The organism is Ilumatobacter sp., from assembly GCF_965215205.1.
Taxonomy (GTDB): Bacteria; Actinomycetota; Acidimicrobiia; order Acidimicrobiales; family Ilumatobacteraceae; genus Ilumatobacter_A.
The window spans coordinates 3,229,145-3,246,578 of sequence record NZ_OZ244049.1 but is presented as its reverse complement, the minus strand read 5'-3'; the positions used below and the strand labels follow the sequence as shown (position 1 = coordinate 3,246,578).

The following is a 17,434-nucleotide window of genomic DNA, read 5'->3' as shown; positions in this document are numbered from 1 at the left end:
TGCCCGACCCGGGGCCGGCGTCGAGGACCCGCGTCAGCCGGCCGTGAGGCGGAGCGACTCGAGGCCGCGGATGACGAAGGTCGGGTGGTACGTCGGTTCCTCGACGAGCTCGAGGTCGACGAAGCGCCGCGCCAGGTGGCGGACCGACACCTCGAGCTCGAGGCGGGCCAGCGGAGCGCCGACGCAGAAGTGCCGGCCGCCGCCGAACCCGACGTGCGAGGCGTCGCCCCGGGCCACGTCGAAGCGGTCGGGGTCGTCGAAGCGCCGGGGATCGCGCTGGGCGGAGCCGAACAGCATCGCGATCTCCTGGCCCACCGGAAGGTCGACCCCGCCGATCGAGACGCCGTCGTCGAGGATCCACCGCTCGAACAGCTGGAGCGGGGCGTCCCACCGGATGAGCTCCTCGACGGCGGTGTCCGCCGCCACCTCGCCGGAGGTGAGCCGACGCCACTGGTCGCGGTGGCGCATCAGCGCTCGGAACCCGTTGCCGAGGGTGTTCACCGTCGCCTCGTGCCCGGCTTCGAGCAGGACCATCGTCGTCGAGGTGATCTCGTCCTCCGAGAGGGTCTCGCCGCCGTCCTCGACGGCGACCAGCTCCGACAGGAGCAGGCCGTCGGGTTCGGCGCGCTTGGCCGCGATCAGGTCCCGGGTGTGCTCGATGTACTCGCCCGCCGCTCGATCGGCGGCCCGCTTCGTGTCGTCGTCGGCGTCGAGCTCGTACATCTTGACGATCGCGTGCGACCAGTCGAGGAGCTGGGCGGCGTCGTCGGCGGGGACGCCGAGCACGGCGCAGATCACCCCGATCGAGTACGGCTGCGCGTAGTCGGAGAGCAGGTCGAAGGTCTCGAGCTCGGCGCAGCGGTCGAGGAGGAGGCGCGACAGGTCCTCGATCTCGTCGCGGCGCCGCGCCACCGAGGTCGGGGTGAACACCTTCGACACCAGCCGCCGCAGCCGGGTGTGGTCGGGGGGCTCGAGGCTGAGCAGCGACCACCGCTCGTGCTCGTGGAACGACGACCACCGGGGGTCGGGTTCGGGCCGACCCATCTCGGCGTGGTCGTGGAGGTGGGTGTACGACCGCCCGAGGCGGCGGTCGCGCAGCGCCGTCGCGACGTCGTCGAAGCGGGTCACCAACCACCGACCCGACGGCTCGTGGAGGTGGATCGGTCCGGCCTCGCGCAACGCGGCGAGCGCGGGGTACGGGTCGTGCGTGAACGAGGGATCGCCGACGTCGAACGCCGCCAGCGGGTCGGTCGCTCCGACGTCGTCTGCGGGCACGGCGCGACCGTAGCCCGGCCCGCCGTGGAGGACGGGACCGCTCGCTAGCCTGCGGCGTCATGGAGTGGGAGTCCACGCGGGCGATGCGTCCGTTCTGGATGCACCAGATCGTCGAGTACATCATCGGGGCGGTGTTCATCTCGACCGGGTTCGGCAGCGCGACCCCGGCCATCCCCGCCGCGCTCGGCGCGATCGTGATGGTCAACGCCGCGATCGCGATCGGCCCGGGCGGGGCGTTCCGGCTGGTCCACCGCAAGGTGCACCGGGTCCTCGACGTCGTGGTGATCGCGCTGATCGCGATCGCCACCTTCCAGCCGGTCGTCTCGATCGACGGCAACACCCGGATCCTGATGGGCCTGCTCGGCTTCGTGCTGTGCTTCGTCTGGTGGAACACCGACTTCGCGACCAAGCCGGAGCGCACGGCGCGGCGCCGGGGCAGGGCGCGCCCCGACAGCGAGGAGGTCGGGCGCAGCGCGGGCCGCACGGCGGCGGATGGCTACCTCGCGGCCAAGCGGCTGAAGAAGGCGATGATCGACGATCGCCGTGACGACGACGGGTCGCGGCGCTCCACGTCCGACTGATGCTCGTGCGATCGGGCGCTCGCACGGTCGGGGCGCCCTCGTAGGCTGGGGCCATGACCTTCGAGCAACCGCCGCCGGACCTCGCCAAGATCATCGCCGCCTGGGACGAGTTCGAGAAGGGCGAGGAGGCCCCGGGCCGCGTGCTCGCGAACATGAAGACCGCGGGTCTGGCGATCGTCCTCGCCGACCTCGCCGAGTCGGGTTGGGTCCCGACGGGAGCCACGACCTCTTGAGCGTCCCGGGCCCGGCCGACCGTCGGCCCGGAGGACGCCAGAGCATCCCACGACCGCCGAACACGGTCACCGAGCTCGACCCCCCGTTCCACCTCGGCGCGCGGTGGAGCGTCGCGGAGCTCGTCGCCCCGATCGCGAGCGCTTCGGCCCCGGTCCTGCCCACGTTCCCCGACGCCCGCGAATCGGCGGTCCTGGTCGTCCTCGCGGACGGGCCCGACGGCGCCGAGGTGCTGCTCACCCGCCGCTCGATGCAGCTCACGAACCACAAGGGCGAGATGAGCTTCCCGGGAGGGCGCTGCGACCCGGGCGAGACGCCCGTCGAGACGGCGCTGCGCGAGGCCGACGAGGAGATCGGCCTCGACCCCGCCCGACCCGTCGTCGTCGGCGAGCTGGAGCACCTGTCGACCATCGTGTCGCGCAGCTACATCGTCCCCGTGGTCGCCACCCTCGACGAGCGCCTCGATCTGCGCCCACGGACGATCGAGTCCGATCGGGTGATGTGGACGCCGATCGCCGAACTGACCCGACCGGGCACCTACCACCGTGAGCGGTGGGGGATGCCTCCGCTCGATCGCCCGCTGCACTTCTTCCACCTCGACGACGAGACGGTGTGGGGCGCGACCGCGCGGATGCTCGTCGACCTGCTCACCCTGCCGCGCCCGGTGCGGGCGTGACGTCCGTGCCCACGTTCCGCCCGGCTCGCCCCGAGACGGCGGGGCGGTCGACCGATCAGGCTCCCCAGCCCCCCGAGAAGTCGAAGAACTGACCCGTCTGGAAGCGGCTCGACCCGTCGAGCAGCACGGAGGTGAACCGGGCGAGCTCGTCCATCGTGCCGAGCCGTCGCATCGGGGTCTGGGCCTCGATGCGGGCTCGGCGCTCGGATCGCCGTCGATGCGCGACGCCGCCCGGAACCCGGGGAAGTCCATGTAGGGCTCTACGCGGCTGAGCGTGGTGGGTGGCTTCGCAGTCGTGCGGTGGGGTGAGTGTGCCAGTCGACGCCTGCGTGGAGCAAGAGGCGGAGTCGGTAGTTGTCGAAGCTGGCGAAGCCGTGGCCGACTCGTTTGATCTTCTTGATCAGCAAGTTGATGCCCTCGGTCGGCCCGTTGGAGAGTCCGCCGGTGGTGTGGAACGCGAGGATCTCGGTCTCCCACGAACTGATTGTCTTGGCGAGGCGGACGAGTTCGCCGACCTCGGCGTCAGCCACGAACGTGTAGAAGACGTGGAGTCGTTGGCGGGCCTCAGCGAGGGTGCCGGCGGTGTAGATCTCCCGAACGAGTTCCTTGCCCAGCCAGGCTGCTCCGACCTCGCCGTAGCGGTCACCGACCAGTCCCGCCTCGACGCGTTCGAGCTGGCGTTCGGTGAGGCGTTCGTAGCCGCGTAGCAACAGTCGGCGAATGCCGTAGAGCGGATCACCGGTGCGGCCTCGGTGCCCGAGGGTGTCTTGTTGCACCCGTCTGCGCACGTCGTCAACAGCGCGGTTGGCGAGCCCGACAGCATGGAACCGGTCGACAACGACGACCACGTCGGGCAAGGTCGCGGTGAGCCCGTTGGCGTAACCGCGGTGCGGATCGAGAGCGACCTGGTCGATCCCGGCCAGCCAACCAGCGGGTTGTTGTGCGAGCCAGGAATCAACAGCAGCACCGGTCCGGTCCAACACGACGTCGAGGAGTCGCGGTCGGGCGAGGTCGACGAAACCAGTGATGTAGCTCGTGTGACCGCGATGCTTCGATGGCCGCTGGAACGCTGTCTCGTCCAGGCCGAGCTTGGTGACATGGCCGATTCGATCGGGGTCGTTGACGAGGCGTCGGCCGTGCACGTTGACGGCGTTCATCGCGCACGCCCAGCCGACACCGAAGTCGCGGCCGACCGCCGCGACCGAGTCGCCGTCCTCGCCGACCCGGCGACAGATCTCGAACCCGGCCCGCTCGGTCAGCGACGCCCGAGACGCGATCGCGTCGAGGGTCTCGGTCCACGTCACCGTCGCACACAGCGGCTCGCGGCAGCGCCAGATCCGCTTCACCCAAACGAGCACCGTCGCTCGTCCCCACGTCGCCAGATCGCGCACCCTGACACGCCGACGGCCGTGCGCTTTCGCGATCACTCCGCACGAGCGGCACCCGACCCGGTCGTTGGTTGTCTCGATCGTGATCGTCACCTCGACGCCGACCTCGACAGCGCAGATCCGCACACCAATCAGCCCGAGCAGCGCGTCCGCGTTGCTACCTTCAATCATCCCGTGGTCTCCTCGTCTCGCAGTTGTGGAAGACCGCAAGACTTGCGAGGCCACGGGACCTCAACAGTGGATGCTCAAGAAACCACCACCACGCTCAAGCGCGAAGAGCCCCATGTAGTTGGTCCCCACCGCGTTGACCTGGATGCCGTCGGCCGCGTGCTCGAGCCCGACGGCGCGCACGATGCCGTTCGCGCCGGCCCGCGTCCCGCCGTAGATCGCCGTCATCGGCCCCGGCCGCGCGCCCGTCGACGACGTGAACACGACCACCTGCCCGGACGCGGCCTCGACCATCGGCGGGAGCACGGCCCGCAGGCCGTGGAACACCATGTCGAGGTTCGTGCGCTTGATCCGCTCCCACTGCTCCTCGGTCGAGTCGAGGAACCTCCCGACGACGATCGTCCCGGTGACGAGGCACGCCGAGTCGAGCCGGCCGAAGCGGTCGAGCGCCCGCGAGACGAGCTCCGCGTTGCCCTCGGCGCTGGTGAGATCGACGCCGGTGACCGTCTCGACGGTCGCGCCGTGCCGGTCGAGCGCGCGGGCCTGGTCCTCGAACGACTCCTCGACACCGACCATCGAGCCCGACGAGTCGGCGCCGTGGAGGACGAGATCGAAGCCGCGCTCGGCCAGGGTGCGACCGAGCGCGGGGCCGACGTAGCCGGTGGCGTTGGTGATCAGGGCGACGGGGCGCGACGAGCTCATCGGTCGATGGTCGCGCATCGCACCCGTCTCGAGCGCACCCGTCTCGAGCGCACCCGTCTCGAGCGCACCCTCGGCGCTCCGCGGGACCGTCGTGCCGACGGTCGGGACTCGATGGTCGCGGCCCGGGGGTCGCGGCCGGGGGCCGTCAGGCGAGCTCGCGCAGCAGGTCCCAGAGCGCCACGACGTGGTCGCGGGTCGTGGCGCGGGCGCCGATCGACACCCGCAGCACGCTGCGGCCGTCGAGCACCGTGCGCGTCACGAACGCCCGTCCGCTCGCGTTGACGCCGTCGATCAGCTCGTCGGTGCGGCGGTTCGCGACCTCGGTGGTCTCCCCGGTGCGCGCCAGGCACACCAGGCTGAGCGGATGGGGCGCGACGATCTCGAAGCGGTCGTCGCCGTCCACCCACGACGCGAGCTCCTGGGCCAGCGCGACGTGGCCACGGATCATCGAGCGGAACTGCTCGATGCCCGTGCAGCGGATCGCGAACCACAGCTTCAGCGCCCGGAACCGGCGGCCGAGCGGGATCTGCCAGTCGCGGTAGTCGATGACGGCGCCGCTCTCGGCCGCCGCCGAGCGCAGGTACTCCGGCAGGATGCTCAACGCTCCGAGCAGGTGGGCTCGGTCCGCCGTCCAGTACGTCGTGCAGTCGAAGTTGACCCCCATCCACTTGTGCGGGTTGGTGCAGTAGGAGTCGGCGAGCTCGAGCCCGGCGTTGACCGCGCGGTGCTCGGGGGCGAGCGCGGCGATCCCGGCCATCGCTCCGTCGACGTGGAGCCACAGGTGCTCACGCCGGCAGATCTGGCCGATCTCCGGGGTCGGGTCGAACGCCATCGACGACGTCGTCCCGTGGCTCGAGGTGACGAAGAACGGCACGAGCCCGGCACCGCGATCGGCGCGGACGGCGGTGGCGAGGGCGTCGGGCCGCATCGCGAAGCGCTCGTCGTGATCGACGCGGCGGAGCCGCTCCGCGCCGATCCCGGCGATGCGCAGGCCCTTCTCGACGCTCGAGTGCGCCTGGTCCGTGGCGTAGGCGACGAGCCGGGTCGTGTCGCCGTCGGCGTTCACCGCCCCCTCGGTGGCCCGGTGCCGAGCGGAGAGGATCGCCACGAGCGTCGCCTCGCTGGCCGAGCCCTGGATCACGCCGCCGCCGTGCTCGCTCGTGGAGCGGAACCGGGTCGGCAGGTCGAGCAGCTCGAGCATCCAGTCGAGCACGAGCGTCTCGAGCTCGGTGCAGGCCGGCGACGTCACCCAGCTCATGCCCTGCACCCCGAGCCCGGCCGACAGGAGCTCGCCGAGGATCGACGGGTAGGAGTTGTTCGCCGGGAAGTACGCGAACCACCCGGGGTGCTGCCAACCGGTGATCCCCGGGACGACCACCCGCTCGACGTCGGCCATCACCGCGTCGAACGGCTCGGGCTCCGTCGGCGGGTGCTCCGCCAGCGCGGCGCGCACGTCGCCGGGTGCGAGCGCGGAGGCGACGTCGCGGTCGCCGGAGCCCTCGAGGTGGTCGGCGATCCAGTCGATCAGGGCGTGGCCGGCGGAGCGGAACTCGTCGGCCGTCATCGGCCGGCCGCCGCCGGCCGGGTCGGGGCCGGGCCCGGTGGCGTCAGCGCGTGGGCCGGTCACGCCTCGCCCCCGCCACGACCCGCCACCCGATGATCCCGATCCCGGCCACGACGATCGCGAACACCAGCGTCTGGCGCCAACCACCCCGGGCGTCGCTCCCGCACCCCGGCTTCTCGACGAGGCCGACGCAGTCGCTGAGGTTCTCCTCCTCGGGGTAGAAGTCGCTGACCGTCGGCGGGGGAGCGTCGTCGACCGTCGGTGTCGGGCCCGCGAACGCCACCACCTCGACCAGGGGAGAGGTCTCGGTCGTCGCGGCGGCGTAGGCGGCGCCCGGGTGCGAGCCGAGCGCCACCAGGACCCACACCAGGACCGCCACGGCCCACGAGCGCGAGGGACGGGTCGCCGACCGGGCCCGGCTCGCCGCTCTACGATGCATGGCTTGAGTCAACCGCACGCCTCCCCCGATGCCTCGGCGCGCCCGGATGCCGTGAGCCGCGACCGCGACACGGTCCTCGTCGTCGACTTCGGTGCCCAGTACGCGCAGCTCATCGCCCGCCGGGTGCGCGAGCTCGACGTGTTCTCCGAGATCGTGTCGAACCGGACGAGCGCCGCCGAGATGGCCGAGCGCGACCCGGCGGCGATCATCCTGTCGGGCGGCCCGGCGAGCGTGCACGTCGAGGGGGCACCCCAGCTCGACCCGGCGATCTACGACCTCGGGGTCCCGATCCTGGGGATCTGCTACGGCGCGCAGCTCATCGCCCAGCAGCTCGGCGGGGTGGTGGGGCGCGGCATGGCGGGCGAGTACGGGCGGACGCGGCTCACCCGCACCGCGGCGTCGACGATCCTCCCCGACGACGCTCCCGAGACGCACGAGTGCTGGATGAGCCACTTCGACGGGATCACCGAGCTCCCCGACGGGTTCGTGGCGACCGCCACCTCGCAGGGGGCGCCGGTGGCCGTGCTGGAGCACGACGAGCGGCGGATCTACGGCGTCCAGTTCCATCCCGAGGTCGTCCACTCCCCGTACGGGATGGCGGCGCTCGCACGCTTCGTCCACGAGCGCGCCGGGATCGGGTCGGAGTGGGAGATGTCGTCGGTGATCGACGAGCAGGTCGCCTCGATCCGCGAGCGCGTCGGCGACGCACGGGTCATCTGCGGGTTGTCGGGAGGGGTCGACTCCTCGGTCGCCGCCGCCCTCGTGCACCGCGCCATCGGCGCCCAGCTCACCTGCGTCTACGTCGACACCGGACTGATGCGCAAGGGCGAGAGCGAGCAGGTCGTCGAGACGTTCCGCCGCAACCTCGGCATCGAGCTGATCCACGCCGACGAGGCGGCGACGTTCTTCGAGGCGCTCGCCGGGCTCACCGACCCCGAGGCCAAGCGCAAGGCGATCGGGGAGCGGTTCATCCGGGTGTTCGAGAAGCACACCGGGGGGCTGACCGAGGCGCGCTTCCTCGTGCAGGGGACGCTGTACCCGGACCTGATCGAGTCCGGCGGGACCGACGGCACCGCGTCGGTGATCAAGAGCCACCACAACGTGGGCGGCCTCCCCGACGACATGGCCCTCGAGCTGATCGAGCCGCTGCGCGACCTGTTCAAGGACGAGGTGCGCGCGCTCGGCACCGAGCTCGGCCTCCCCGACGAGATGGTGTGGCGCCAGCCGTTCCCGGGGCCGGGGCTGGGGGTGCGGATCATCGGGGAGGTGACCCCCGCGCGCGTCGCCGTGCTGCAGGAGGCCGACGCGATCGTCCGCCAGGAGCTGGCGGCCGCCGGGCTCGAGCGCGCGATCTGGCAGTCGTACGCCGCGCTCCTCGCGGACGTCCGCTCGGTCGGCGTGATGGGCGACGAGCGCACCTACGGCAACCCGGTCGTCATCCGGGCCGTGACCAGCGACGACGCGATGACCGCGGACTGGGCGCGCATCCCCTACGAGACCCTCGAGGTGATGAGCCAGCGGATCATCAACGAGGTCGACGGCGTCAACCGCGTCACCTACGACATCACCAGCAAGCCCCCCGGGACCATCGAGTGGGAGTGACCCCCGCTGTGCAGGTCCCGTCGCGTTGCGGGTCAGACCCGCAACGCGACGGGTGGACCCCCGCCGTGCAGGTCCCGTCGCGTTACGGGTCTGACCCGTAACGCGACGGGTGGAGGCGTTCGCGATCTCTTCGCAACCTCTTCGTCACATTCGGTAGGCTCCTCGCCGTGTTGAGATTGCTCGGTCGGGTCGCACCCGTCGCCCTGATCGCCGCGCTGGTCGTCCCCGCCATGAACCAGCCGCAGCTCGCCCTCGCGAGCCCGGTCGACCGCCAGCGGGCCGAGGTGGCCGACATCGTCGACGAGCTCGAGCGCCTCGAGGAGCGGGCGATCGTGCTCGGGGAGCAGTACGTCGAGGCCATCGACCGCAAGGCCGAGCTCGACGACGACATCGTCGGGCTCGAGGCCGACATCGCCGAGCGCGAGACGCAGATCGACGAGCTGCGCGCCGACCTCGGCGAGATGGCCGTCCGCTCCTTCGTCGGGTCGGGGACGACCCCGCTCGGCCCGCTGTTCGAGGACACCGCCGACATCAACGACGTGCTGCACCGCGACCAGCTCGCACGCGTCGCTCTCAGCACCGGCGATGCCACCACCGACGAGCTCGACGCCCTCGTCGCGGAGCTCACCGACGATCGCGTGGAGCTGGCCGACGCCCGCTCCGAGGCCGCCGAGCTGGCGGACGACCTCGTCACGGCCCGGGCCGAGACCGACCGCCTCACCGGCGAGTACACCGCGGCGCGCCAGGCAGCCGAAGCCGAGCTCGGCGAGCTGATCGCCGAGGAGGAGGCCCGCCGGGCCGCCGAGTCGGCTGCCCGTCTCCAGGCCGAGGTCGCCGCCGCGCAGGCCGCGGCGTCCCAGCAGGCGCAGTCCCAGCCGGCGCAGTCGTCGGGCGGCGAAGCGCCCCCGGCCGCCGAGAGCGGCAGCGCCGGGTCCGCCACGTCGGCACCGGCCGCCCCCTCAGGTGGCGGGGGTGGTGGCGAGGCCCCGGCGCCCGCCCCCGAGTCGTCCTCGGCAGATCCCGCACCGGCCCCGGCTCCCGCACCGGCCCCGGCTCCCGCACCAGCCCCGGCCCCGGCGCCTGCTCCCGCTCCGCCGCCCCCGGCCCCCGAGCCGGCACCGGCGCCCGAGCCCGAACCCGCCCCGTCGCCGCCCCCGCCGTCGTCCCGCTCCAGCGTCGCGGTCAACGCCGCGATGGGTCAGCGGGGTGTCCCCTACCGCTACGCCACGTCCAGCCCCGGTGTCTCCTTCGACTGCTCCGGGTTGACGAAGTACGCGTGGGCGCAGGCCGGGGTCTACCTCCCGCACCAGTCGCGGGCGCAGTACGCCTCGATCCCCCACGTCTCGCCCGGGTCCGCGCAGCCCGGTGACCTGATCTTCTTCTACAGCCCGATCAGCCACGTCAGCGTGTACATCGGCAACGGCCAGCACGTCCACGCCCCGAACTCGGGTTCGGTGGTCAAGACCGGCTCGGTCAACTGGGGCAAGGTCACCGGCGTCGGCCGTCCGGGCTGACCGGGCGCTCCCCCGTCGGGGCGCGGCGCGCGCACCGGCCACGTTTCGCCGTCCCGCTCACGGGAAGGGTCCGACGGTGATGTGGCGATGACGAGCGTCGACGAACCCGTCGACGGTCCGCCCGAGACCGACGTCGCGCCCGGCGCGGACGACGACACCGGCGGCGGGGGCGACGAGCGGTCGCGCACGTTCTCCGAGCTGCTGCGCGACTCGGTCTTCGCGCCGTTCTTCTTCTCGAACGCCGTCTCCAACACCGGCAACTGGTTCCAGAACGTGGCCGCCGGCATCGTCGTGTACGACCTGACCGGGTCGAACACGGCGGTCGGCGCCGTGTCGATGCTCCAGTTCACCGCGACGATGCTGCTCACCCCGCTGGCGGGGCGCCTGACCGACCGCGTCGATCGCCGGTGGATGCTGTTCTGCGGTCAGTTCGTCGCCTTCCTCGGCGCGCTCGGGCTCGCGATCACCGTCGTCGTCGTCGGGATCGACGACCTCCCCGGACCCTGGCCGATCTACGCCGCGACCGCCGTGATCGGGATCGGGGCGGCGATCATCCTCCCGTCGCTGCAGGCGGTGGTGCCGGCGCTCGTCCCGCGCGCCGATCTCGACCGCGCGATCACCCTCAACTCGATGACCTTCAACATCGCGCGCGGCGTGGGACCCGTGGCGGCCGGGGCGGTCATCGCCGCGTTCGGCGCGGCGTGGGCGTTCGGCATCAACACGTTGACGTTCGTGCCGTTGCTGGTCGTGCTAGCGATCATCCGCCCCGGCGGCGCCGTCCGCCCCGACGACGAGCCGGCGCACGACGCCGAGGGCGGGACCACCGTCGTCGACGCCGTGCGATGGGTGAGGGCGCACCCCACCGTCCTCGTCCTGCTCGTCGGGACTCTCGGCGTGGGCTGGACGTCCGACCCGTTCAGCACGCTGATGCCCGCCGTGTCCGACGGCTTCGGGTACGGCGAGACGGTCGTGGGGCTGCTCGTCGGCGCGTTCGGGCTCGGAGCGGCGCTCACCGCACCGGCGACGGACCGGATCCGCGACCGGCTCGGGCGCGGTCGCGTGTCGGCCACGGGGCTCGCCGTCTCCTCGGTCGGGCTGGCCGTCATCGCGCTCGCCCCGATCGTGCACCTGGCCCTCCTCGGTGCTCTCGTCGCCGGGTCCGGGTTCCTGCTCGGCGTCACGAGCACGAACACCGAGCTCCAACGTGGCATCCCCGAGGAGCTGCGCGGCCGGGTGATGGCGCTGTGGTCGGTCGCCTTCCTGGGATGCCGCCCGATCGCCGCGCTGGTGGACGGCTCGATCGCGGACGCGACCAGCCCGAGCGTCGCGCTCGGCGTCGCCGCCGCGGTCGCGGCGACCACGTCCGCGTTCCTGTTCCGGCGCCAGCCCCGCGGAGCGGAGATCGCCGGGGCCGGGAGCTAGGTTCGTCGGGGTGAGCGTCACGGGAATCGACTCCGACCGGGTGACCGAGTGGCTCGACCGCAACGTCGAGGGCATCGAGGGGCCGTACCGCTTCGAGCTGATCACGGGCGGCCGGTCCAACCTGACCTACCGCGTCGTCGACGCGCAGGACACGACCTTCGTCCTGCGTCGACCGCCGACGGGAGACGTGCTCGCCTCCGCCCACGACATGGTCCGCGAGCACACGATCATCTCCGCCGTCGGTCGGACCCCGGTCCCCGTCCCCGCGACGATGGGGGTCTGCCACGACACCGAGGTCAACGGGGCGCCGTTCTACGTCATGAGCCACGTCGAGGGCACGGTCCTCGACAGCCCGGAGGCGGCCGTCGACATGGGCTACGACCAGCGCTACGCGGCCGGTGAGCACCTGATCGACGTCCTCGCCGATCTCCACGACGTCGACGTCGACGAGGTCGGCCTCGGTGATCTCGCCAAGCGCGACGGCTACGTCGAGCGCCAGGTCCGTCGGTGGACGACCCAGTGGGAGCGGTCGAAGACCCGCGAGCTGCCGTCGATCGACGAGGTCGGCCGACGCCTCGCCGATCGACTGCCGACGCAGGTCGGCGTGGCGATCGCCCACGGCGACTACCGGTTCGGGAACTGCCTCGTCGACACCGACGAGGGCCGGGTCACCGGCGTGCTCGACTGGGAGCTGTGCACCCTCGGCGACCCGCTCGCCGACGTCGGCTACCTCGGCGTTTACTGGTCGGAACCCGGCGAGGAGCAGTCCCGGGCCAACGACCCGACCGGCATCGCCGGGTTCCCGACCTACGCCGACCTGCTCGAGCGCTACGCGAACCGCACCGGCCGCGACCTGTCGAACATCGCCTACTACGTCGCGTTCTCGTCCTGGCGGCTCGCCGTGATCTCCGAAGGCGTCTACGCCCGCTTCCTGAACGGAGCGATGGGCGACCAGGAGATCGACCAGGAGGCGATGGACGGCTTCAAGGCGGGCACGGAGCACCTCGCCGAGGAAGCGCTCGCCGCGCTGAGCTCGTCGTGACCCCGTCGGGACCGTCCCCGCTGGAGGGCTGGGTCCGAGGTGGTTTCAGCGCCGCCGGGATCACCCACGACACCCACCGCAGGGGCACGGGGCCGTGCGTCCTGGTGATCCACGAGGTCCCCGGGATCACCCCCGAGGTGGAGCGCTTCGCGAACGAGGTGGTCGAGCGCGGCTTCACCGTCGTGATGCCCGAGCTGTTCGGGACGCCGGGACGGGCATCGTCCGCGCCGTACGCGATCGCCACGTTCGCGCGTGCGTGCGTCGCTCGCGAGTTCACCGTGCTGGCCACCGGCCGCACGTCCCCCGTCGTCGCGTGGTTGCGCGCTCTCGCCCGCTCCGTGCACCACGAGGTGGGCGGAGCGGGCGTCGGCGCCGTGGGGATGTGCTTCACCGGCGGGTTCGTCCTCGGGATGATGGTCGACGAGTCGATGCTCGCCCCGGTCGTGTCCCAGCCCTCGCTGCCCCTCCCCCTCGGGGCGGAGCGCGCGGCGTCGCTCGGGCTGTCGCCCGACGACGAGGCGGCGGTCGTCCAGCGCGCGGTCGACGGGTGCCAGGTGCTCGGGCTGCGCTACGAGGGTGACCGGTTCGTCGGGACCCGGTTCGCGACCCTGCACGAGCGCCTGGGCGACGCCTTCGTCTCGATCGACCTGCCGCAGCGATCGGCGACCGACCACTCGGTGCTCACCGAGCACCGCGACGACGCCTCCGTCGAGCGGGTGCTCGACTTCCTCGGAGAGCGCCTCAGCGGCTGACGGCTCCGTCCGCGCGGACGGTGTCCGCACGTCCGGACGCCAGGTCGCGGGCCCGGCGGTAGTCCGCCTTGCCGTTGGGCGCACGCGGGACGTGGTCGACGAAGACGACCGCCTTCGGCGCCTTGAAGCCCGCGATGTCGGCCTTGACCGACGAGATCACCCTCGCCTCGTCGACATCGGCCCCCTCCGAGCGCGACGCGACCGCCGTCACCGCCTGGCCGAACCTCTCGTCGTCGATGCCGACGACCAGGCAGTCGACGATCCCGTCGACGCGCTTGACCGCTTCCTCGACCTCCTCGGGGAACACCTTCTCGCCGCCCGAGTTGATCACCTGGCTGCCACGGCCGAGCAGGATCAGCGAGCCGTCCGGCGCGACGCGGGCGTAGTCGCCGGGGAACGAGTAGCGCACCCCGGCGATCTCGCGGAAGGTGCGCGCCGACTTCGTCTCGTCCTTGTAGTAGCCGAGGGGCACGTTGCCGCCCGCCGCGACCATCCCGATGTCCTCGGAGCCGGGGACGACCTCGGTGTCGTCGTCGCGGAACACCTTGGTCGTGGGCATCTGCTGGAACGCAGCGGTCGCGCTCTCGACCCCCTTCATCGTGATCTGGGTCCCCATCGACCCCTCCGTCGAGCCCATCGCGTCGATCAGCACGGCCTGGGGGATCCGCTCAAGCATCTGCTGCTTCACCTCGGTCGTCCACATCACCCCCGACGAGAGGAACATCGCGATCGACGACGTGTCGTACGCGGAGCCGTCCGGCCGGCCCTCGTCGATCGCTCGGACCAGGGGCTTCGCGAACGAGTCGCCGACGATCGTCACCGCCGTGGCTCGGTGGCGCTCGATCGCGTCGAGCACCTCGTGGGGGTCGAGGCTGCGGTTGGTCAGGGTCACGATCTGCGCTCCGGCGAACATCGGGATGAACCACCCGAGCCAGCACCCGGTCCCGTGCATCAGCGGGGCGCAGGGGATCGAGACCATCCTCGAGCCCGACTCCACCGCGGAGCGCACGAGCGGTGCCACCTGCGCCGCGTCGGACGGGGGTTCGAGCCCCACGATCGGGAACCCCTGCGTGACGAAGCCGTGGGTCATCGGGCCGATCGCGTACATGACGCCCTTGGGCATCCCGGTCGTCCCGCCCGTGTAGAGCATGTACAGGTCGTCCTCGCTGCGCTCGATCCGCTCCATCGGCGCCGTCTCGGCCACCAGGTCGTCGAAGCGGCGGGCGCCCTCGACGTCGTCGCCCGGACCGTCGTCGACGACGACGAGCAGGCGCAGGCCGTCGAGCCCATCGATGACGTTCGCGACCCGATCCGCCAGCGAGGAGTGGAACACGATCGCCTCGGCGTCGGAGTCCTCGAGCAGGTAGCGCAGCTCGTCGTCGAGGTAGCGGTAGTTGACGTTGATCGCGACGCCGCGCATCTTGAACGCCGCGTAGTGGGCCTCCATGTACTCGTTGGAGTTGTAGAGGTAGAGGGCGATCTTGGAGTCCGGCCCCAGCCCCGCGTCGACGAAGGCCCGCGCGAGGCGTGCGGCGCGGTCGTCGAACTCGCTCCAGGTCCGGCTGACGTCGGCGTGGGTGATCGCGACGTGGTCGCCGATCGCGTCCGCGATCGACTCCCAGACCGTGGCGTAGTGCATCTCCATGGGCTCGACGGTAGTCGCCGTGATGTGCCCACGGTCACTCGCGACCGGTGGTCTGCGGCGGTCGCCGACGACGGCGTGCCGCATGAGCATCACCCACCGACGACGGCGCTCCGCGTCAGCGTGGCCCGCCGTCGATGTCGATGTGGGCGCCGGTGGTGTACGACGACGCGTCGGAGGCGAGGTAGAGCGCAGCCCCCACGATCTCCTCGGGCCGCCCGCCGCGCTCGAGGGCGAACCCGGCGCGCGCCGAGGCCTCGAACTCGTCCATGTCCCAGGCGTCGGAGATGTCGGTGAGGAAGGGGCCCGGCACGATGCAGTTGACCCGCACCGTCGGGCCGAAGGTCCGCGCGAGCCCCGAGGTCAGGTTGTTCACCCCCGCCTTGGCCGCGCCGTAGACGAGCTCGCGCGGGGAGGGCCGCCTCGACGCGATCGAGGAGACGAAGACGATCGACCCGCCGCCGGCCTCGACCATCCGCGTCCCGATCAGCGCGGACAGCCGGAACGGCCCCTTGAGGTTGACCCCCATGACCTTGTCGTACAGCTCCTCGCTGATCGCGTCGACGCTGGGGTACAGCGGTGACATCCCCGCGTTGGCGACGAGCACGTCACATCGGCCGAACTCGGCGTAGGTGGCGTCCGCCAGGTCGCCGGCCGCGCCCCAGTCGGCGGCGTGGTAGGCGACCGCCAGGCCGCGCCGGCCGAGGCCCTCGATCTCGTCGACGACCGTCGCGCAGTTGTCGAGCTTGCGGCTGGCCACCACGACGTCGGCGCCCTGTTGCGCGAACGCGAGCGCCATCTGGCGTCCGAGCCCACGCGAGCCGCCGGTGATCACGGCGACCCGTCCGGTCATGTCGAAGCTGTCGATCGCGCTCATCGGGCGAGTCTCGCCGAGGCGACGCCCCGCCCCCGAAGCGGCGGGGTCGCGCACCCGCTCGGGGTCGGTGCCCGAGCGCGGGTTCGTCGCGCCGCAGGAGGCGCACCACGGTCGCCCTCGGCGGGCGTGCGGGGGGTGCCCGCGCCCCGGTCGGCGTCAGCGTCGCGACAGGGTGACCGGGACCCGAGCGGGCTTGGAGTGGTCCATCATCGGCGCGGGCACGACGGTGCCCGCGGCAGCCGCCATCGCGATCTCGCCGTGGCCGTCGACGCACTCGGGATCGGGCCCGTCGAGGGGGATGCCGACGAAGAACTTGGCCGCCATGCACCCGCCGCGGCAGGCGTCGTAGCTCCCGCACGAGGCGCAGGCGCCGGCGGACTGGGGTTCGCGGAGCTCGCCGAACAGCTCGCTGCGCTTCCACACGTGCTCGAACCCGCCCGGGTCGCGCACCGAGCCGGCCCGGAACCGGTCGTGGATCACGAACGGGCAGGCGTAGACGTCGCCCACCGGGTCGATGAGGCACACGACCCGCCCGGCGCCGCACAGGTTGAGCCCGGGCAGCGGTTCCTCGCCCAGGGCGTTGAGGTGGAAGAAGGAGTCGCCGGTGAGGACGTCGTCGCCGGCGTCGAGCAGCCACCGGTAGATCTCGCGCTGCTGGTCCTGGGTCGGGTGCAGGTCGTGCCACGAATCGGCTCCGCGCCCCGACGGGCGGAGCCGGGTGATGCGCAGCTGGGCGCCGTGGGAGTCGGCGAGCTGCTTGAACTCGTCGAGCTGGTCGACGTTGTGGCGGGTGACGACGACGGAGATCTTGAACTCCTCGAACCCGGCGTCGGACAGGTGCTCCATCGCTCGGGTCGCGGTGGCGTGCGATCCGGCCCCGCGGACCGCGTCGTTGGTCACGGCGTCGGTGCCGTCGAGGCTGATCTGGATGTCGAGGTAGTCCATCGCCGCGAGCCGTCGTGCCCTGTCGGCGTCGATGAACGCACCGTTGGTCGAGAACTTCACCCCGATGCCACGCCCGACGGAGTACTCGACGATCTCGAAGAAGTCGCGCCGGATCATCGGCTCGCCGCCGCCGATGTTGACGTAGAAGACCTGCAGGTCGTGCAGCTCGTCGACGACGCGCAGGGCCTCGGCCGTGGTCAGCTCGCGTGGATCGCGCCGCCCCGACGACGACAGGCAGTGGACGCACGCCAGGTTGCACGCGTACGTGAGCTCCCAGGTGAGGCAGATCGGGGCGTCGAGGCCACCCTCGAGCTGGCCGACGAGGGTGGAGCGGTCAGCGGTCATGGAGCATCTCCGATTCGTAGAGCGAGGTGATCGCGCGGTCGAACGACGGCCAGCGCGACCGATCGATGCCGCAGGCGACGAGGGTGTCGGCGAGCGAGTCGTGCGCGTCGAGCGCCTCCACGACGCGCACGACGTCGGGGTGCTTCAAGAACACGAGCCGGCGGGTGTCGTAGTGGTACGCGAGCGCACCGAACGGCTCGGGGCGCAGCGCGACCTTCGGGTGCAGACCGAGTGGGGAGTCGAGCACGTGGGCGGTCGCGTCCGGGGGG

At 71.9% G+C, this 17,434-nt stretch carries 17 protein-coding genes; 8 read left to right on the top strand and 9 right to left on the bottom strand.

The features are described from left to right. Positions 1 to 33: 33 nt before the first annotated feature. Positions 34 to 1,275: a cytochrome P450 gene (locus ACOOHC_RS15080; protein WP_420451226.1), complete on the bottom strand. Its 1,242-nt coding sequence runs from the start codon at positions 1,273 to 1,275 to the stop codon at positions 34 to 36. 59 nt (positions 1,276 to 1,334) lie between these two features. On the opposite strand from ACOOHC_RS15080, the gene ACOOHC_RS15075 reads away from it, so the two are divergent. Genes ACOOHC_RS15075 through ACOOHC_RS15065 form a run of 3 tightly spaced genes read left to right on the top strand, consistent with a single transcriptional unit; the run spans position 1,335 to position 2,763 of the window. After that, a complete protein-coding gene (locus tag ACOOHC_RS15075; RefSeq protein ID WP_420451225.1) occupies positions 1,335 to 1,856 on the top strand; it encodes a hypothetical protein in 522 nt (173 codons plus the stop codon). A 53-nt stretch (positions 1,857 to 1,909) separates the two neighbouring features. Next, on the top strand, positions 1,910 to 2,089 hold the full coding sequence (locus ACOOHC_RS15070; protein ID WP_420451224.1) for a hypothetical protein: 180 nt from the start codon (positions 1,910 to 1,912) through the stop codon (positions 2,087 to 2,089). Beyond that, positions 2,086 to 2,763 carry an NUDIX hydrolase gene (locus ACOOHC_RS15065; RefSeq protein ID WP_420451223.1) on the top strand — a complete coding sequence of 226 codons (678 nt, stop codon included), beginning with the start codon at positions 2,086 to 2,088 and terminating at the stop codon, positions 2,761 to 2,763. The genes ACOOHC_RS15070 and ACOOHC_RS15065 overlap by 4 nt, the downstream gene beginning before the upstream one ends. A 260-nt stretch (positions 2,764 to 3,023) precedes the next feature. Here the strand turns inward: ACOOHC_RS15065 and ACOOHC_RS15060 are convergent, their stop codons facing one another. The 4 genes from ACOOHC_RS15060 to ACOOHC_RS15045 form a co-directional block, all read right to left on the bottom strand. Further along, positions 3,024 to 4,322 carry an ISL3 family transposase gene (locus tag ACOOHC_RS15060; protein ID WP_420450218.1) on the bottom strand — a complete coding sequence of 433 codons (1,299 nt, stop codon included), beginning with the start codon at positions 4,320 to 4,322 and terminating at the stop codon, positions 3,024 to 3,026. Positions 4,323 to 4,382: 60 nt separating this feature from the next. Continuing rightward, positions 4,383 to 5,021 carry an SDR family NAD(P)-dependent oxidoreductase gene (locus tag ACOOHC_RS15055; protein WP_420451222.1) on the bottom strand — a complete coding sequence of 213 codons (639 nt, stop codon included), beginning with the start codon at positions 5,019 to 5,021 and terminating at the stop codon, positions 4,383 to 4,385. Positions 5,022 to 5,166: 145 nt separating this feature from the next. Beyond that, on the bottom strand, positions 5,167 to 6,585 hold the full coding sequence (locus ACOOHC_RS15050; RefSeq protein WP_420451221.1) for a pyridoxal-dependent decarboxylase: 1,419 nt from the start codon (positions 6,583 to 6,585) through the stop codon (positions 5,167 to 5,169). 43 nt (positions 6,586 to 6,628) lie between these two features. Further along, on the bottom strand, positions 6,629 to 6,964 hold the full coding sequence (locus tag ACOOHC_RS15045; RefSeq protein ID WP_420451220.1) for a hypothetical protein: 336 nt from the start codon (positions 6,962 to 6,964) through the stop codon (positions 6,629 to 6,631). A gap of 63 nt (positions 6,965 to 7,027) precedes the next feature. Here ACOOHC_RS15045 and guaA point away from each other — a divergent pair, with 63 nt between their 5' ends. The 5 genes from guaA to ACOOHC_RS15020 all read left to right on the top strand — a co-directional run bounded on the left by guaA (position 7,028) and on the right by ACOOHC_RS15020 (position 13,356). Then, positions 7,028 to 8,626, top strand: coding sequence for a glutamine-hydrolyzing GMP synthase (gene guaA, locus ACOOHC_RS15040; protein WP_420451219.1), 1,599 nt, complete (start codon positions 7,028 to 7,030; stop codon positions 8,624 to 8,626). Positions 8,627 to 8,793: 167 nt separating this feature from the next. Continuing rightward, a complete protein-coding gene (locus ACOOHC_RS15035; protein ID WP_420451218.1) occupies positions 8,794 to 10,140 on the top strand; it encodes an NlpC/P60 family protein in 1,347 nt (448 codons plus the stop codon). Between the two features lie 87 nt (positions 10,141 to 10,227). Beyond that, positions 10,228 to 11,562, top strand: coding sequence for an MFS transporter (locus ACOOHC_RS15030; protein ID WP_420451217.1), 1,335 nt, complete (start codon positions 10,228 to 10,230; stop codon positions 11,560 to 11,562). Positions 11,563 to 11,572: 10 nt separating this feature from the next. Next, entirely contained in the window at positions 11,573 to 12,604 is a 1,032-nt protein-coding gene (locus tag ACOOHC_RS15025; RefSeq protein WP_420451216.1) for a phosphotransferase family protein, read from the top strand. After that, positions 12,601 to 13,356 (top strand): dienelactone hydrolase family protein, encoded by a 756-nt coding sequence (locus tag ACOOHC_RS15020; RefSeq protein ID WP_420451215.1) that lies wholly within the window; start codon positions 12,601 to 12,603, stop codon positions 13,354 to 13,356. The genes ACOOHC_RS15025 and ACOOHC_RS15020 overlap by 4 nt, the downstream gene beginning before the upstream one ends. Here the strand turns inward: ACOOHC_RS15020 and ACOOHC_RS15015 are convergent. From ACOOHC_RS15015 to mftB, 4 genes are all read right to left on the bottom strand, one after another. Beyond that, entirely contained in the window at positions 13,346 to 15,001 is a 1,656-nt protein-coding gene (locus ACOOHC_RS15015; protein ID WP_420451214.1) for an AMP-binding protein, read from the bottom strand. The genes ACOOHC_RS15020 and ACOOHC_RS15015 overlap by 11 nt on opposite strands. A gap of 115 nt (positions 15,002 to 15,116) precedes the next feature. After that, positions 15,117 to 15,875 (bottom strand): SDR family NAD(P)-dependent oxidoreductase, encoded by a 759-nt coding sequence (locus ACOOHC_RS15010; protein WP_420451213.1) that lies wholly within the window; start codon positions 15,873 to 15,875, stop codon positions 15,117 to 15,119. A 156-nt stretch (positions 15,876 to 16,031) separates the two neighbouring features. After that, on the bottom strand, positions 16,032 to 17,165 hold the full coding sequence (gene mftC / locus ACOOHC_RS15005) for a mycofactocin radical SAM maturase (protein WP_420451212.1): 1,134 nt from the start codon (positions 17,163 to 17,165) through the stop codon (positions 16,032 to 16,034). Further along, entirely contained in the window at positions 17,155 to 17,412 is a 258-nt protein-coding gene (gene mftB, locus ACOOHC_RS15000) for a mycofactocin biosynthesis chaperone MftB (RefSeq protein ID WP_420451211.1), read from the bottom strand. The genes mftC and mftB overlap by 11 nt, the downstream gene beginning before the upstream one ends. Positions 17,413 to 17,434: the final 22 nt, after the last annotated feature.

Excerpts from the sequence above, each read along its gene's own strand:
- ACOOHC_RS15055 (WP_420451222.1), bottom strand. The coding sequence starts at position 5,021 with ATGAGCTCGTCGCGCCCCGTCGCCCTGATCACCAACGCCACCGGCTAC.
- ACOOHC_RS15050 (WP_420451221.1), bottom strand. The coding sequence starts at position 6,585 with ATGACGGCCGACGAGTTCCGCTCCGCCGGCCACGCCCTGATCGACTGG.
- ACOOHC_RS15070 (WP_420451224.1), top strand. The coding sequence starts at position 1,910 with ATGACCTTCGAGCAACCGCCGCCGGACCTCGCCAAGATCATCGCCGCC.
- mftC (WP_420451212.1), bottom strand. The coding sequence starts at position 17,165 with ATGACCGCTGACCGCTCCACCCTCGTCGGCCAGCTCGAGGGTGGCCTC.
- ACOOHC_RS15015 (WP_420451214.1), bottom strand. The coding sequence starts at position 15,001 with ATGGAGATGCACTACGCCACGGTCTGGGAGTCGATCGCGGACGCGATC.
- ACOOHC_RS15010 (WP_420451213.1), bottom strand. The coding sequence starts at position 15,875 with ATGAGCGCGATCGACAGCTTCGACATGACCGGACGGGTCGCCGTGATC.
- ACOOHC_RS15030 (WP_420451217.1), top strand. The coding sequence starts at position 10,228 with ATGACGAGCGTCGACGAACCCGTCGACGGTCCGCCCGAGACCGACGTC.
- ACOOHC_RS15075 (WP_420451225.1), top strand. The coding sequence starts at position 1,335 with ATGGAGTGGGAGTCCACGCGGGCGATGCGTCCGTTCTGGATGCACCAG.
- ACOOHC_RS15060 (WP_420450218.1), bottom strand. The coding sequence starts at position 4,322 with ATGATTGAAGGTAGCAACGCGGACGCGCTGCTCGGGCTGATTGGTGTG.